Here is a 14633-nt window from a genome sequence, read left to right on the forward strand (position 1 = left end):
TTGTTGCGCGATGCGTCTAAGTCGCGAACGGAACGAATTGCACCGTGCCGCCGCGACGCGGTGCGTCCTGATCGGGCGGCAGCACGGCGTAGCCGTCGGCATCGGTCATCGACTTCAGATCGGAGGAGCGCTGCGAACGGGTCGGCCGCAATCGCCACTGACCGTCCCGTTGCTCGGCGATGACCCGGGGAAATTCCCAGTGACGGCTCTTGTGAGTGAAGTCGCACTCCGCAATTGCGGGAATCGTCATTGGATCGAGTTGTCGACGTCCCGCCATCCTGGAGAGCGCCGGTCGCACGAGAAAATCGAAGACGACCATGCACGAGACCGGATTGCCGGGCAAGCCGAAATACGGGACGCCGCGAACCGTGCCGAATGCCTGCGGACGACCGGGTTTCATGGGAATGCGATACAGATCGACGCCGCCGATCTCCCGAAACAACAGCTTGACGACATCGAAGTCGCCCGCCGAGACACCTCCGGTCGTCACGATGAAATCGCACGCGCGCGCCAATGCAGTCAGCCGTTTTTGCAGAAGACGCGTGTCGTCACGGCAACGCCCCGCATCGTCTGGGATGCACCCCGCCGATTCGACCTGCGCCAACAGCGCATAACGATTCGAATCGGGAATGTGTCCGAATGCACGCTTCCTTCCGACTTCGCCGAGTTCGTCACCGGTCGAAAGCACGCCGACTTTCGGCCGTCGATGAACTTTGACTCTGGTCTGATCCAGCAACGCCAGCATCGCGACCTCCGCGGGTCCCAACATCGACCCTTGCTGCAGGATTCTCTCGCCTTTGCGAAAGTCGCTGCCGCGCTGGCGCACATCGTTGCCCGGTGCCACCGAGCGGCCGATCGACGCCATACCGTTCCGTTCATGGACCAACTCGACGCGTACGACCGCGTCGGCACCCGATGGCAAGGGTGCACCGGTCATGATGCGGAGCGTGGTATGTGGCTGTAGCCCGACTCTGCTTGAGTGTCCCGCGCCGATCGTGCCGACGATAGCGAGCGCGACGGGTCGCCTGCTTGACGCACTCTCAGTATCGACGGATCGCAGTGCGAATCCGTCCATGGCCGATCTGTCGAATGGCGGCTGCGGGCCCGGCGCACGCACATCGATCGCCAGCACCCGTCCCCGCGCCTTCGAAATCGGTATGGACTCGGCGGGTAGCGGCGACACCGAGCGCAGCACGCGGCGTCGCAACGCCTCCAGCGAGGTCCTTCTGATGCGTGACTGGAAAGTGGAACCTTTCTTATTCATCGGCCATGAGCACAGAGACGCGTTTCAAATCATCGGGTGTATTGACATTGATCAGCGAACGGCGCTGCGGATCAACCGCTCCATACTCTGGTCCAGTGATGATCCGCGATCTCACACGCTCGAACAGTTTGTGCGTTCGGATTTCCCCTGAGTCGATCATCGTGCGCGCGACCGGCGCGCAATCGGCGTGATAATACGCCACGAGGGGCTCAAGGTGCGTGGCGGATTGTCCGCAGACCGCCTGAAATCCATCCGCTGAATCGAGCAACAATCTCAGAAACTCCAATGTGACCATCGGATAATCGACTGCGAGCACAAGATGGTGCGCGCATCCGGATTTCTCCAGCCCCGTGACGATTCCGCCCAGCGGCCCGAGCCCGGGAGGGTCATCGTCGATCCGCCGAGTTGCCGAGCCGGTACCGGGCACGTTGACGTTTCCCACCAACAGGACGCATCCGACCAGCGGCGAGAGCGTATTCGCAGCGATCTGCCATAGCGGGCGGCCGCCCAGCTCGAGCAGCGCCTTGTCGCGTCCCATCCGCTCCGACCGGCCCCCGATCAGCACCAACCCGGCGATTTCTTCCATGCGCCTCGTCATGACCGAATCGTCGGATGAAATGTCGGTCCCATAGGCGCCATGTCTTCGACCAGGCAGCGATTGTAAAACGCCGTGATCGCGCCGCGCGTGACGATGCCGACAATCCGACCCTCGTCTTGGCGATCCACGACCGGCACCGCGCCGACTTCATCGGGACGAAACAGATCCCATGCCTCGGTCAAATGGTGATCGGGGTACAGCTTGTATCGGACTGGCCGCATGATGTCGGAGGCAATGACCAGCGTGTCGATCTCCGGCTTGGCCAGCACGACGCGCAGGTCCTGGAACCCTACAACGCCGACGAGCCGTCCCTGGTCGTCGACGACCATGAAATCCGACTGGCCGCTGGATTCCAATTCTCGCAGAATCTCCGGCACGCGCATGGTTTGTAGGATCGTTGCAAAATCCTTCTGCATGACCTCCGAAACATGGTGCCTCGCCAGCACATTGATATCGCGTCCCTGACGCAGGACGATCCCGCGCCGCAGCAGTTTGAGCGTGTAGATCGATTCGGGGGCCATGCGCATCGCGATCATGGTCGCCACCACGGTGGCCACCATTAACGGCAGGATGATTTGATAATCGCGCGTCATCTCGAAGATGATCATCAACGCGGTCATCGGCGCGTGCGTGGCGGCCGCTACGACCGCCCCCATGCCCACGGCGGCATACGCCCCCGGCGTCGCGGTGACTGCCGGAAACCAGCCGTGGACCAATTGCCCGAAGCCGCCGCCGAGGCATGTCCCCATAAACAGCGATGGGGCGAAGATACCGCCCGAGTTCCCGGATCCGAGGGTCAGGGTCGTGGCAATCATTTTGGCAACAACCAACACAGCCAGAAGCCAAAGCACGCCCTCGCCCGCCAGCACCTGTGTTATCGTCTGATAACCATCGGCGAAGACTTGCGGGAACGACAGCCCCAGCAGTCCAAGCAGCAGCCCGCCGGCGGCCGGCTTGAGGACTCCTGGTATGGGCAGTTTTTCGAAGAGGTCCTCTCCTTTGTAGAGTATCCTGACAAATGCCCGGGCGGTGAATGCCGCCAGCACGCCCAAAAGCGCGTACAGCGGAATCTCCCAGGCCGAAACGAGCGCGTATTTCGGCATCGAGAAGGCCGGGTTGTTGCCCAGCAACGCGTGCGAGACGACCGAGGACACCACCGAGGCGATGATCACCGGGGCGAATGCGCCGATGCCGAAGTCGCCCAGAATGACCTCCAGCGAAAACAGCACGCCCGCGATCGGCGCGTTGAACACCGACGCGATCCCGCCGGCCGCGCCGCAGCCAACGAGGATCTTCACCAAGTCCGCCGACATCCGGAACCGCTGGCCGATCATCGACCCGATCGCCGACCCGATCTGGACGATGGGACCTTCGCGTCCCGCCGATCCTCCCGAGCCGATGCAGATTGCCGACGCGACCCCCTTGGCGGCGGCGACCCGCGGACGGATCAGCCCGCCGCGCCGTGCGACCGCATCCATGACTTCAGGAACACCGTGGCCGCGCGCTTCACGGGCGAAGTAGTACACAATCGGACCGACCAATAGCCCGCCGACCAACGGTACGATCGGGACCCAGAAGCGCCAGTCGAAAGGGACCGTCTTTGTGAGCAGCTCGCGGCTGTAGCCGAAGAAAAACTCGCGCGAGGTCTCCACCAGCCAGATGAAGATCGAAGCGCCCACTCCGGTCATCAGACCGACCAGCACCGCCAAGGCGATCAGGGCCGTTGGTCCGGTCGGACGCCACCAGTGCCGCGACCAGGGCAACAGCCATTTGGGATCGACCGGCAGCTTGTCGGAGATGGAAAAGTTCAACGGTCGGCCTCGCGCAGGTATGACACGCCGGGCTCCCAATCTAATCCCGACGATGGGCGCTACAAGCCGGTTTTTGAACTATGAGTGTGACTGTTGTGCGATCAACGCAGGAGACGGGGCTTCCCGTTCGCTGAGGGTTCTGACCTGGCCGGCGAATTCGCGGATTTCGGCGATGTCCAGCGCCTCGGTGAGCACGAGCTTTTTGTCTTCGCTATCAGGTGTCACGTTCTTGAGGATTCCCCACGGAGCAAAGATGCCAGAGCGTCCCTGCAAGCGACCCCCGAAAATCGTGCCGATGCCGCAGGTCTTGACCACGTACGCCGATGCGCGCCGTGCGCCGGCCACGAAGATTTCCTGATCACGCTTCTGCTTGGCAAAGACCGTGTCCCCCGTCCGATACGGCGAGACCGTCGGCGCGAAGATCATGTCGGCGCCCATCTCGGCCATGGCGGCAAACGAGTCGCCGGTCAGCACATCGGCACAGATAAGCACGCCGATTCGCAGACCGCGCACATCAAACGTCTTGTACTCGTCGCCGGGGATGATCCCGCGCCGCTTCTCGTGATCGGTCGGATTCATCTTCTGATAGAATCCCACCGGCTCGCCACTGTCGAATACCGTCGCGATGTTGGCGAATCCGCCTTCGGCCGGGTGCGCGATCGTGCCGCCGATCAGCACACATTGCAAATCGCGCGATACTTGGGAATAGAAGTCGAGCTGTTGCCGGATGGAGTCGGTCCCGTCGCGATGGCTCTCCGCGTCGCGACGGACCGCGAAGTACTCCGGAAGGCAGATGAAGTCCGGCTTGCGGCGAAATAGGTACAGCAAATCCTCGAGTCCGAGCGGGACTCCGACTGGGAACTGCAAGGCGGCGACTGAAACGACCATGGATGTCTCTGTCGACGGTGAGGTCTCTTCCTTACACGTTGGAGCACTTCGCGAGTTTCACGGGCCCCAGAGATATACGATGGCGGCTTGACGCGGTGTGAAGATTCTGCGAGAGAATGAGTTGTAGAGTGACCAGCGGACTTCGGATTTGCAGGGACGGCTCAGCCCACCGATCCCGCAAATGATGGGCGGAGGCCCGAATACGGGACCTGCGACCCACCCTACGATACAATCGTCTCGCAGACCAAATCCCCGATCTGCGAAGTCGAGAGCCCTGAATCGGCGCCCAGCGAGGGAATCTTGCGGGTGACGAGCAATTGCTCGATCGCATGCTCGATCTTTTGCGCCGCCTTCGCCTCACCCAGATAATCGAGCATCATGGCGCCCGCGGCGATTGCGCCCAGTGGGTTCGCCACGTTTTTGCCTTTGTACCTGGGCGCGGAGCCGTGGATCGGCTCGAACATCGAGATTTGTCCGGGATGAATGTTGCCCGATGCGGCGATTCCCATGCCACCCTGCACCATCGCTCCTAAATCGGTGAGGATGTCGCCGAAGATATTGGAGACCACCACCACGTCGAACCACTCCGGATTTTTGATCATCCACATGCAGGCAGCGTCGATGTAGGCGTGGTCCTGTTCGATGTCGGGGTATTCCGCGCCGACCTCGGCGAATGTCCGGGTCCAGATGTCCATGGCGCGGATGGCATTGGCCTTGTCCACCAACGTGACTTTTTTCTGCTTGGCGCGTTTGCGCGCGGTCTCGAAGGCATAGCGGATCACCCGCTCACATCCCTTGCGCGTGAAGATCATCTCGGCGACCGCGACCTCGTCGGGCGTGCCTCGCTTGAGAATGCCGCCCAGTCCGGCATAGAGATCCTCGGTGTTTTCACGCACGACGACGATGTCGACGTCGGCGGGTGTTTTGCCTTTGATGGGGCAGAGATGCTCGGCATAGAGCTTGATCGGCCGCAGGTTGACATACAAGTCGTAACCAAAGCGCATCCCCATGATAATCGGCCGCTCGACCAGCCCCGGTTCGACCCGCGGATCGCCGATCGCGCCGAGCAGGACCGCGTCCTTGGTCGTGCGGATGCGTTCGCGGAGATCGTCGGGGAAGAGCTCGCCGGTCGCGAGGTAATGATCGGTCCCGTGCGGGAATTCCTCAAACTCGACAGCGAACCCTCCGGCCTTCGCAACCGCACGAACGACCTTGACTGCCTCGGCGGTGACTTCGGGGCCGATGCCGTCTCCACCTATGACAGCAATGCGGTGAGGTATGGGGATCATCACTCAGTGGGATGAGTGACCTTCGGAGTGATTCCGTAGGTTTCCTCAACGCATTTCATTAATGATTTCATATAGTAATTGTGAACTGCTTCGAATTCGGCCACGAAACGATCGACTACCCCCTCAGGATCGGACAGAATCAGCCTCATAATGGAGCCGCGCCTCGAATCGAGCGACCGTATTTCCACACCAAGAATCCGTTCCCTCGGGGCCATTATTTCAAAGTCCGCTCCACGGTAATTACTGTCCTCATCCACGAAGTGAATGAGTAGTCCGCTGGGTTGGTACTCAATTGTAGCCATGATCTGTCCCGTGGCCGGGAGGTCAGGGATGTCAGTGTCCAAAAGCCGGAATCTCGGTTTTGACGATTGAACAGTCATCGTGACATCCTGGCTGAGGTTAGCTCGACTTTGTGCCCCAGCGGCTCCGTGGCCCTGACGCCCTCGTCAGGGCTTGCAAAGCTCAGTATCGATCAACCGAGCAGCTTCTGCAACAATATCGATGACCAATGGAACATCTGAATGTCCTGCGCGCGACCTTGCGCTCGACCAAGTCCAATCCGTTGGTTCCGCCACCAGTCCGAGCCGCACCGGATTCCATTCAATATAGTCCATTGCATTGGCAATCGCATCCCAGTCAGTCAGGTTGCGGTCGTGTCCGCCTCCGGCTTGCCACAGTCGATGCACAACACGTTTGCCCTGCCGTGCCAGCATCAGTCGAAGACGCTGTTGCGCCGTTTCCTTCCACTCATGCACGAAATGATGTGCGACGGGGCTCTTGATGCGATTCAGGATTCTTGGGATCGAGTACACGTCGCTTCCGGGATGAACGAGGAGATGCACATGGTCGGGCATTAAGACGTACGCCCAGAGCGTGAAGTTTTCGAGACGTCTGGTCAGGTCGATTGAGTCGGCAAGATGGCGACGCACTTTGTCGTCGGTGAGGAACTGGTGTTTGTGAAAGCACGAGAAGGTCAGCAGATGAGCGTGGCCGGGAATGTTGTAGCTGCGACGGGGCATTGTGCTCGCAAGGTCTGAGATGACTACGGGTAGGGTCAATCATCTTTCGGAGTGGCCCATGCAAGCCCTGACGAGGGCGTCAGGGCCACAAGTACAGATTCACGTCGCCGTCTCTTCGGGGGGCAACCCCAGCCACGCCCGCGCTTCAGCCATCGTACGAAGACGCAAAACTCGTCTTTGGGATCGATGCGGCCCAGTTCGAACATCCGTGCCATGCCGTAGACCAGATCCTTCGGCGCGACCAATGCGCGTTTGGCGCCTTCACTCCATGGATTTCCTGCAATGACCGCCCTGACGCCCTGCGTTGTGACCTTGACCTCGGTGGTCGAACGAAAATCGAGGAGTTGGAGCATGTTTGGATGGAAATCCGGGTCGTCGGTGAGTGAACGCTGGTGCGCGACGAGGTCGCCGTCGGTGATTGCGCCGGATGCGACCGAGTAGGCGATTCCCTGCGTTGTATCGACCTCATATGACCAAGGCATGGGCTCAGTCCAAAGCGTAGCTGGCACAATGAATCGCACTCATCTGACAGTGTCCAACGATTTGTGGGTCGAGTGGTCTGCCGGGATGGATTGATCGATCTTGACGCTTCCACGTCGTTGATCTTGATTCTGCACATCCCCAGACGGGGCATTCGGAGGGAACCGATATGTTCTGCTCACATTGCGGTGCGCAGATTGAAGCCGGAGCGTCAACATGCGGGATGTGCGGCAAATCGGTGGCGAGCGTGGGCGCGGCCGCCGGACGTGCCGCCGAACAGGCGCAGGCCGCCTCGCGCGACGCGATGCGCGTCTTGGGACGGCTCGCGGTCAATCCGGTCGGCACACTGGCGCAGTCGTACAACGAGCTGGGCGACAAGCGTGCGTTCGGCGCGGGAATCGCGTTCGGCGTCATCTTTGTGATCGCGATGACCATCGGGACGCTGCTGTTCGTCCGTCGGGTCTGGCTTCTCAGTCCCGAACTGATCGATTACTTCGGAGTGCCGCTGGGCGGTGCGGCTGCCTATCTCGCCACATTTGTCACGCTGCTGATCGTGCGCAAGGTCGGATCGGGGGGCGCCTCGCGGCCGGGATTCGGCGGAGACGCATTTGTCGCGGGGGCGGCGACCATGCCGGTCGCGGTGATGTCCTTGTTGGCCGGGTTGTTGGGAATGGGCAATTTCGAGGTGATGGCGCTGATGTGGGTCTTCGTCGCGTCGTACTGCGTGCTCATTCTCTACACCGGCTGTACGAAGATCAGCGGCCTCTCCGATGGCGCAGCGGCGGTCTCGGTGCCGATCGTGCTGCTCATCTCGACTTGGCTGACCAAGATCGTGCTGACAGCGATCATCTTCTGAGTCCGGTCTCAGATCGGCAGCGACAAGACATATCCGCCCGTCACACGCAGCGTGGTCCTGTCGCCGGAGTAGGTCGTGATGTCGTCGCTGAAGGTCACCGCTGGTGTCAGATACAAGTCGCCCAGCGGATGCAGCATCCGTGTGGCCGTCGCCGAGATTGTCCAGGCAAATGAATTCCTGCTGAAATCGTCCTTAAACCCAAATACCGATTCGCGGTTGCGGTCGGCGGTCGAGTATTCGACACCGGCCCGGCCGATGATGCCGATCACCAACGGCAGAGCAATCGATTTGTACAACCAGACGCCCAGTCCGAACGTCTTATCGCGATCACCATCGAGCAACCCGGGGTTCCCCTCTTCGTTCTTGTTCAATTGCAGAAAGCCCGACAGCGCCAGCCCCGGCCGCACAGCACCCGGTGAGAACACATGGATTGCCACTCGTCCGATGACAGACTTGTCATCCATGTCGAGAAAGTCGTCTTCGTCATAGCCGAGGTTCAGATACTCGACGCCGACGTCGACTCGTCCGAAGAACGACGCCCCGATCTGCCACGACGTGCCGTCGCAGGCGGAATTGGATATGTACGATCCGGCGACCGTGACCGCGGTTTTGCCCTTCTCCGGGATGATGGGCTGGGCGATTGCCTGTGTACTGACAAAAATGGCAGCGGCTACACAAACAAAAACCCTCACCCGAACACTCTCCCACGGGGAGAGGGATGGGGTGAGGCAGTCGGAGGCGCGAGAGCGGTTCATCACTTCTTTGCGATCCGTTGCTTCCATTCGTCGAGCGTGTCGGTCAGCAGCGTCTCGTTTTCGAACTGGTGATATTTCACGATTCCCCAGATTTGATCTTCGGTGAGGTTCTTGTTGTGCTGCTTGGCGGCGGTGAAGATTTCATCGACCAGTCTTTTCTCCGGCTCAATTTGATGCTCGCGCAGCCAGTAGACGATGTTTGATACACCCGACATGAACCCGATATCGATTTTCTGGCGCAATCCGAAGATCCCGGCGGGAACGCCAGAGTACACGCGGTCAGCAAGCCAGTCGTCGCCCTTGTTCCGCGCTTTGATGATCGCAGCGGCGTGGACTCCGGTGGCAGTGCGAAACGCATCATTGCCGAAGACCGGATAGTTGTGCGGCAAGGGAACATCGCACATCTCCGCGACCAGTCGCACATACTCGCCCAGTCGTGACGGGTTCCGATCGGAGATGCCGTCGAGGATCAGGTTCACCAACAGTTGGTCCATCGGCGTGTTGCCGACCCGTTCGCCGATCCCCAGGCCGGTGGCATGCACGCGATCGGCGCCCGCCTTCATCGCCGCCAGCGTATTGACGACCGACAATCCGCGGTCGTTGTGGCCGTGCCAGTCGACTTTGACATCCTCGCCGGAGTCGGCGACGATTTGGCGGACAAATGTCACGAGATTGCGGACGCCGTACGGCATCGCGTGCCCGGTCGTATCGGCAATGCAGATGCGTCGCGCTCCGGCTTCGATGGCGCACGTATACAGTCGCTTCAGGTCCTCCGGACGGGAGCGTGTCGTATCCTCGGTCACGTACATCACCGGGAGCCCGTTGTCGACCGCGTACCGGACCGCGTCGTCAGTCAGCTTGAGAATGTGATCGATGGTCCAGTCCTCGGCGTATTGACGGATCGGAGAGGAACCGATGAATGCCGCGGCCTCGATCGCGAATCCGGTCTTCCGGACGATCTCGATCAATGGGGTGATGTCGGCTTTGACAGTACGTACTGCCGCATTGGGAAAGAGTCCGAGCTTCTCATCGCGGATCACTTCGGCCATGCGCGTGATGTCGGCGCGGGCGCGCGGTCCGGCGCCGGGGAGACCGAGGTTGACCGCGTCGATACCGAGCGACGACATCAGCCGCAGCAGTTCGATCTTTTTTTCAACAGGGGGATCGGTCACCGAGGGGTTTTGCAATCCGTCGCGCAACGTCTCATCGTCGAGCTCGACGTCGCGGATCGAGTCGGCGACATCCGCTGCGTGGACGTTCCAATCGTAGATCAGTTTGTCGATTGTCGGCGTCTTCGCCATGCGAATGCTTCCGGTCAGGTCGCCACCGTGTCGTACAGTCCGTGCTTGATCAGGTTGCGAGCGATCACCAGCCGCTGGATTTCCGAGGTGCCTTCGTACAACTCGGTCACCCGCGCTTCGCGATAGAGCCGTTCGACATCGTACTCGCGCAAATATCCATAACCGCCGAGAATCTGGATCGCGCGATGCGTGACAAATGTCGCCATTTCCGAGGCGACCAGCTTCGCATTCGCCGCCGCCGTGATGTGCTCGCGGCCCGAGTCTTTACGCCAGGCGGCCTCGTACACGAGCCACCGGGCCGCCGACCAGCGCGCATACATATCCGCCAGATGCGCCTGGATCATCTGAAACGAACTGATCGGCTGGCCGAATTGCTTGCGTTCTTTGGAATATTTCAATGCGAGATCGATAGCGCGTTTGCCGATGCCGACTGCGTGCGCGCCGACGGATATGCGACCGGAGTTCAGCGACTCCATCGCGACCTTGAATCCCTGCCCCGGCTGGCCGAGCAGATTCTCCTTCGGCACACGCATGTCGGTGAAGATCAACTCCGTCGTCGGCGAGGCGTGCAAGCCCATCTTCTCTTCGATGTGCCCGACCGCGAAGCCGGGCATGTCCTTCTCAATGATGAACGCGCTGATCCCGCGCCATCCCACCGACTTGTCGGTTTTGGCCATGAGGATGATGTAGTCGGCGAAGGCGCCATTGGTCACGAAGATCTTGTTGCCGTTGATGACATAGGAGTCGCCGTCGGGCACCGCCGCCGTCTCAATGGCGGCCGCATCGGAACCGGCGTTCGGCTCCGATAGTGAGAATGATCCGAACTTCGCTCCGGAGCAGATCGGGGGAAGGTACTTCTTCTTTTGTTCCTCCGTTCCGAAGGACAAGACCGGATGCGCAAACAGTGAATTGTGTGCGCCGATGATCGTGCAATGCGAAGCGCAGCCCGCACCGAGCTCTTCGAGGACGATGGCGTACGAGAGCGTGTCGAGTCCGGTGCCGCCGTATTGCTCCGGCACGATGATCCCCAGAAACCCTGTCTCGCCCATCTCCCGGGCCAAATCAAAGTCGATGGTGCCGGATTGGTCGAACTCCTGCGCACGCGGGATGAGCTTCTTCTCGGCAAAGTCGCGCGCGAGTTGACGGATCGCTTCGTGTTCTTCGGAGAGGGCAAAGTCCATCGGATCTGTCGGCGCCGTAGCGCCGGTCACTTCCCCTTAAAATTCGGCGGACGCTTCTCCAGGAATGCCGCGCATCCCTCGGATTTGTCCTCACTGGCGCAGATGACCCCGAACTGCGTCGCTTCGTTTTCCAACCCGCTGGCGAGATCGACACTCATCCCGAAATTGATGCACCGTTTCGATGTCGAAATGGCCAAAGGGCCTTTCGCGGCGATCTTCTGCGCCATGTCCGTGGTTTTGGCGAGCAGTTCCGCCGCAGCGTAGACTTCATCGACCAATCCGATGCGATGCGCCTCGGCGGCTGAAATCATCTCGCCGGTCAAGGTCAATTGCTTGGCCTTGCCGCGCCCGACCAGCCGCGGCAAACGCTGCGTGCCGCCATAACCGGGGATGATTCCCAGATTGACCTCCGGCTGGCCGAATCGAGCCGTGTCGGCCGCCAGACGAATGTCGCAGGCCATCGCCAATTCGCAGCCGCCGCCCAGCGCAAAGCCGTTGACTGCCGCAATGACGATCAGCCGGGAGCGTTCGATTGCATCCAGCAGTTTTTGCCCGCGCAGCGACTTGTGGATTCCGCCCTGCACGTCAGCGATTTTCAATTCGTTAATATCCGCTCCGGCCACGAACGCTTTCCCGCCGGCGCCGGTCAGGATGACGACGCGGATGGTTTTGTCCGTCTCCAACGCCGCAAAGGCACCGGCCAGTTCGGCAATGGTCTGATCGTTGAGGGCATTGAGCAGCGCGGGGCGATTGATCGTAACCGTCGCCAGGGGCGCCGCACACTCCACGAGGATGTTTTCATAATTCGGCATGATGCGCTCCCCCGTCGTTATGCCTTCTTCTCGTAGGTGTAGATGCCACGTCCGGCCTTACGACCGTGATACCCCGCTTCAACCAACCGTCGCAGCAGCGGCGGTGAGGCGTATCGCGTGTCCTTGAACTCGCGAAACATGATTTCGGCGATGTAGTGGGTCGTGTCCAGGCCGACGAAATCCAGCAGGGTCAACGGCCCCATCGGGTGTCCGCAGCCGAGCTTCATGCCGTTGTCGATGTCTTCCGCCGAGGCGACCCCGTTTTCCAGCGCGCGCACCGCATCAAGCAGGTAGGGGACCAGCAGCAGATTGACGATGAATCCCGGCGTATCCTTGGCGGTGACCACCGTTTTGCCGCATGACTCCGCGTAACTTTTAGCCGCCCGATATGTTTCGTCAGAAGTGTCGATCGAACGGGTCAGTTCGACCAGCGTCATGATCGGCACCGGATTGAAAAAGTGCATGCCGCAGAAACGGTCTCGGCGTTTGGTGACGGCGGCCATGTCGCCGATGGGAATCGATGACGTGTTCGATGCGAAGATCGTCGTCGGCGGGCAGAGGTTGTCGAGCTCTTTGTACTGTCGGGTCTTCTCCTCGAAGTTTTCGACGACCGCCTCGATGATCAAATCGCAGTCCTTCAGGTCCGACAGTTTGGTCGTCCCCTTGATGCGTCCCAATGCCGCATCGCGGTCCGACGCGTTCAGTTTTTGCTTCTCGACGAACTTATCGAGCGAACCCTTGATTCGCCCCAGTCCGCGCTGAAACAAATCATCGGTCAGTTCGCGCACGATGACTTTGTAACCGGCATGCGCGGAAACCTGCGCGATCCCCGATCCCATCAGGCCACAGCCCAAAACCCCCACTGTCTTGATAGCCATGCGACCCTCCGTTTGCTCACGATGCGACAGTGCCAACGATCTTGTCAATCCGCCGCAGATGACAGCGGGGGCGCATGATAACAAAAACCGCGGCGGCGGTCTGCCGAAAGTCTTCTGAATTAAGCGTATTTCGGCCGCGGCCCTGCGACGTCCGAGCCATCCTGCGTAACCCCAGCGGCAATCACGGCGCGGACATCGGGGGCCGGCTTGGATTGTGCGACCGTCACGGTTTTGTTTTCGTGCAACTTGCAGTCCTCGAAAAATCGACGGATTTCGCGGCTCGTGTGGCGCGGCAACTGGTCATGTCGGTGTAATCGGCAACCCCCACGGCGATGGTATTGTCGTCTTTGCGGCTGTCTTCCCGCATGCGCATCAAGTCGATGGCGCGCGCAATCAGGACCGTCGTCGGCGCCACTGCCTCGGTCGCCAGTCACATCGTGTCGCGCGGATCATCATCGAGGCAAAACGTCCGGAGAATGAATCCATAGTGGGCCGGATACAGCACCGGGCTGTGCAGGATGCGATCCACCGGCAACAGCCCGGTCGTCTTATCCAGCCCGGATTTGACCTTGGAGCCCTTGGGATTCTCGATCACCGCTGCTAACAGCGACGGGTCGCCGGTTGGGCACGTGGCCAGATCGTGCCAGGGATGCGACATGACGGCGGGCCCTCATTGCCCGCCCAGTATCAACGGTAGTCCATCCTTGGTATTGCCGACCACAACGATCTTGGTGTTCGGCGATGTTGCCAGCTTCTCGGTTGCCTCGATCCCTTTCCACTGCAACAGCATTGGATTCAGACCACTGGAGACGATTTTCTGGAAGTCGGCGATGCCCTGCGCCTCAACGCGTTTGCGTTCGGCCTCCTGCCGTTCGCGGTCGAGGATGAACTTCATCCGCTGGGCGTCCTGGTCGGCGGCCAGCTTTTCATTGATTGCCTCGGAGATACGCGTCGGCAGCCCGACATTGCGAAAGATGACATTCTCGATCGTGATGAACTGATCCGTCAGTTCCTCCTTCAGAGCCACCAACAGATCGTGAGCGATGGTATCGCGTTGGGTCGCATAGATCTCTTCGGGGGTGTATCGGCCCGCGATTCGTCGCGCTTCGCCGCGCAGGGTCGGCGCGATGATCACATCGTAGTAGTCCGGTCCGACGGTCACATGCAGCGAATCGATGTACTCCGTGACCGGACGAAAGATGATGGAGACCTCCAACTGGATGGTGGCGCCGTCCGACGAAAGCACCGTCAGGTCTTCCTTCCGTTCGGCGATGCGCGTCTGGTAGACATTAATCGAGTTCCAGACCAAATGCCACTGGAACCCCTCGCCATAAATTTGGCCCAGTTGGGTGCCGCCGCTGAAACGCAGATACTTTACGCCATGGTGACCCGCCGGGACCTGCGTGCCGCATCCGCCCATTATGGACAATCCGACAATCAAGACCATCAAGCGAATCGGATTGGACAGTTTCGGTTCTGGGTGTTTCATGTGTCCTCCCTC

At 60.3% G+C, this 14633-nt stretch carries 15 protein-coding genes; 1 reads left to right on the forward strand and 14 read right to left on the reverse strand.

The features are described 5' to 3' along the window. Positions 1 to 16 precede the first annotated feature (16 nt). The 7 genes from glp to VGB22_02500 form a co-directional block, all read right to left on the reverse strand. Complete coding sequence (gene glp, locus VGB22_02470; protein HEX9750144.1) at positions 17 to 1264, reverse strand: gephyrin-like molybdotransferase Glp; 1248 nt, start codon at positions 1262 to 1264, stop codon at positions 17 to 19. After that, entirely contained in the window at positions 1257 to 1862 is a 606-nt protein-coding gene (locus VGB22_02475; GenBank protein HEX9750145.1) for a molybdenum cofactor guanylyltransferase, read from the reverse strand. Before VGB22_02475 ends, glp begins: the two co-directional genes overlap by 8 nt. Continuing rightward, positions 1859 to 3673 carry a chloride channel protein gene (locus VGB22_02480; protein HEX9750146.1) on the reverse strand — a complete coding sequence of 605 codons (1815 nt, stop codon included), beginning with the start codon at positions 3671 to 3673 and terminating at the stop codon, positions 1859 to 1861. The genes VGB22_02475 and VGB22_02480 overlap by 4 nt, the downstream gene beginning before the upstream one ends. Positions 3674 to 3751: 78 nt before the next feature. Next, a complete protein-coding gene (locus VGB22_02485) occupies positions 3752 to 4561 on the reverse strand; it encodes a carbon-nitrogen hydrolase family protein (GenBank protein HEX9750147.1) in 810 nt (269 codons plus the stop codon). A 221-nt stretch (positions 4562 to 4782) separates the two neighbouring features. Further along, positions 4783 to 5850, reverse strand: coding sequence for a 3-isopropylmalate dehydrogenase (locus VGB22_02490; GenBank protein HEX9750148.1), 1068 nt, complete (start codon positions 5848 to 5850; stop codon positions 4783 to 4785). Positions 5851 to 6296: 446 nt separating this feature from the next. After that, entirely contained in the window at positions 6297 to 6869 is a 573-nt protein-coding gene (locus VGB22_02495) for a transposase (protein HEX9750149.1), read from the reverse strand. 35 nt (positions 6870 to 6904) lie between these two features. After that, on the reverse strand, positions 6905 to 7351 hold the full coding sequence (locus VGB22_02500) for a hypothetical protein (protein ID HEX9750150.1): 447 nt from the start codon (positions 7349 to 7351) through the stop codon (positions 6905 to 6907). A 167-nt stretch (positions 7352 to 7518) separates the two neighbouring features. On the opposite strand from VGB22_02500, the gene VGB22_02505 reads away from it, so the two are divergent. Continuing rightward, entirely contained in the window at positions 7519 to 8205 is a 687-nt protein-coding gene (locus VGB22_02505; GenBank protein HEX9750151.1) for a zinc ribbon domain-containing protein, read from the forward strand. Between the two features lie 8 nt (positions 8206 to 8213). Here VGB22_02505 and VGB22_02510 read toward each other — a convergent pair whose 3' ends face one another. The 7 genes from VGB22_02510 to VGB22_02540 form a co-directional block, all read right to left on the reverse strand. Beyond that, positions 8214 to 8960 (reverse strand): hypothetical protein, encoded by a 747-nt coding sequence (locus VGB22_02510; protein ID HEX9750152.1) that lies wholly within the window; start codon positions 8958 to 8960, stop codon positions 8214 to 8216. Then, positions 8960 to 10261 carry a LeuA family protein gene (locus VGB22_02515; protein HEX9750153.1) on the reverse strand — a complete coding sequence of 434 codons (1302 nt, stop codon included), beginning with the start codon at positions 10259 to 10261 and terminating at the stop codon, positions 8960 to 8962. Before VGB22_02515 ends, VGB22_02510 begins: the two co-directional genes overlap by 1 nt. Positions 10262 to 10275: 14 nt before the next feature. Further along, positions 10276 to 11442, reverse strand: coding sequence for an acyl-CoA dehydrogenase family protein (locus VGB22_02520; protein HEX9750154.1), 1167 nt, complete (start codon positions 11440 to 11442; stop codon positions 10276 to 10278). 26 nt (positions 11443 to 11468) lie between these two features. Further along, positions 11469 to 12254 (reverse strand): enoyl-CoA hydratase-related protein, encoded by a 786-nt coding sequence (locus tag VGB22_02525; GenBank protein HEX9750155.1) that lies wholly within the window; start codon positions 12252 to 12254, stop codon positions 11469 to 11471. 17 nt (positions 12255 to 12271) lie between these two features. After that, positions 12272 to 13132 (reverse strand): 3-hydroxybutyryl-CoA dehydrogenase, encoded by an 861-nt coding sequence (locus VGB22_02530; protein ID HEX9750156.1) that lies wholly within the window; start codon positions 13130 to 13132, stop codon positions 12272 to 12274. A gap of 430 nt (positions 13133 to 13562) precedes the next feature. Beyond that, positions 13563 to 13790 carry an inorganic diphosphatase gene (locus VGB22_02535; GenBank protein ID HEX9750157.1) on the reverse strand — a complete coding sequence of 76 codons (228 nt, stop codon included), beginning with the start codon at positions 13788 to 13790 and terminating at the stop codon, positions 13563 to 13565. 12 nt (positions 13791 to 13802) lie between these two features. Beyond that, entirely contained in the window at positions 13803 to 14621 is an 819-nt protein-coding gene (locus VGB22_02540) for a prohibitin family protein (GenBank protein HEX9750158.1), read from the reverse strand. Positions 14622 to 14633 lie beyond the last annotated feature (12 nt).

Source organism: Candidatus Zixiibacteriota bacterium (assembly GCA_036397555.1).
Taxonomy (GTDB): domain Bacteria; phylum Zixibacteria; class MSB-5A5; order WJJR01; family WJJR01; genus DATKYL01.

Coding starts and splice junctions, on each gene's coding strand:
- VGB22_02500 (HEX9750150.1), bottom strand. CDS start 7,351: ATGCCTTGGTCATATGAGGTCGATACAACGCAGGGAATCGCCTACTCG.
- VGB22_02515 (HEX9750153.1), bottom strand. CDS start 10,261: ATGGCGAAGACGCCGACAATCGACAAACTGATCTACGATTGGAACGTC.
- VGB22_02530 (HEX9750156.1), bottom strand. CDS start 13,132: ATGGCTATCAAGACAGTGGGGGTTTTGGGCTGTGGCCTGATGGGATCG.
- VGB22_02475 (HEX9750145.1), bottom strand. CDS start 1,862: ATGACGAGGCGCATGGAAGAAATCGCCGGGTTGGTGCTGATCGGGGGC.
- VGB22_02520 (HEX9750154.1), bottom strand. CDS start 11,442: ATGGACTTTGCCCTCTCCGAAGAACACGAAGCGATCCGTCAACTCGCG.
- VGB22_02490 (HEX9750148.1), bottom strand. CDS start 5,850: ATGATCCCCATACCTCACCGCATTGCTGTCATAGGTGGAGACGGCATC.
- VGB22_02485 (HEX9750147.1), bottom strand. CDS start 4,561: ATGGTCGTTTCAGTCGCCGCCTTGCAGTTCCCAGTCGGAGTCCCGCTC.
- VGB22_02505 (HEX9750151.1), top strand. CDS start 7,519: ATGTTCTGCTCACATTGCGGTGCGCAGATTGAAGCCGGAGCGTCAACA.
- VGB22_02525 (HEX9750155.1), bottom strand. CDS start 12,254: ATGCCGAATTATGAAAACATCCTCGTGGAGTGTGCGGCGCCCCTGGCG.
- VGB22_02540 (HEX9750158.1), bottom strand. CDS start 14,621: ATGAAACACCCAGAACCGAAACTGTCCAATCCGATTCGCTTGATGGTC.
- VGB22_02510 (HEX9750152.1), bottom strand. CDS start 8,960: ATGAACCGCTCTCGCGCCTCCGACTGCCTCACCCCATCCCTCTCCCCG.
- VGB22_02495 (HEX9750149.1), bottom strand. CDS start 6,869: ATGCCCCGTCGCAGCTACAACATTCCCGGCCACGCTCATCTGCTGACC.
- glp (HEX9750144.1), bottom strand. CDS start 1,264: ATGAATAAGAAAGGTTCCACTTTCCAGTCACGCATCAGAAGGACCTCG.
- VGB22_02535 (HEX9750157.1), bottom strand. CDS start 13,790: ATGTCGCATCCCTGGCACGATCTGGCCACGTGCCCAACCGGCGACCCG.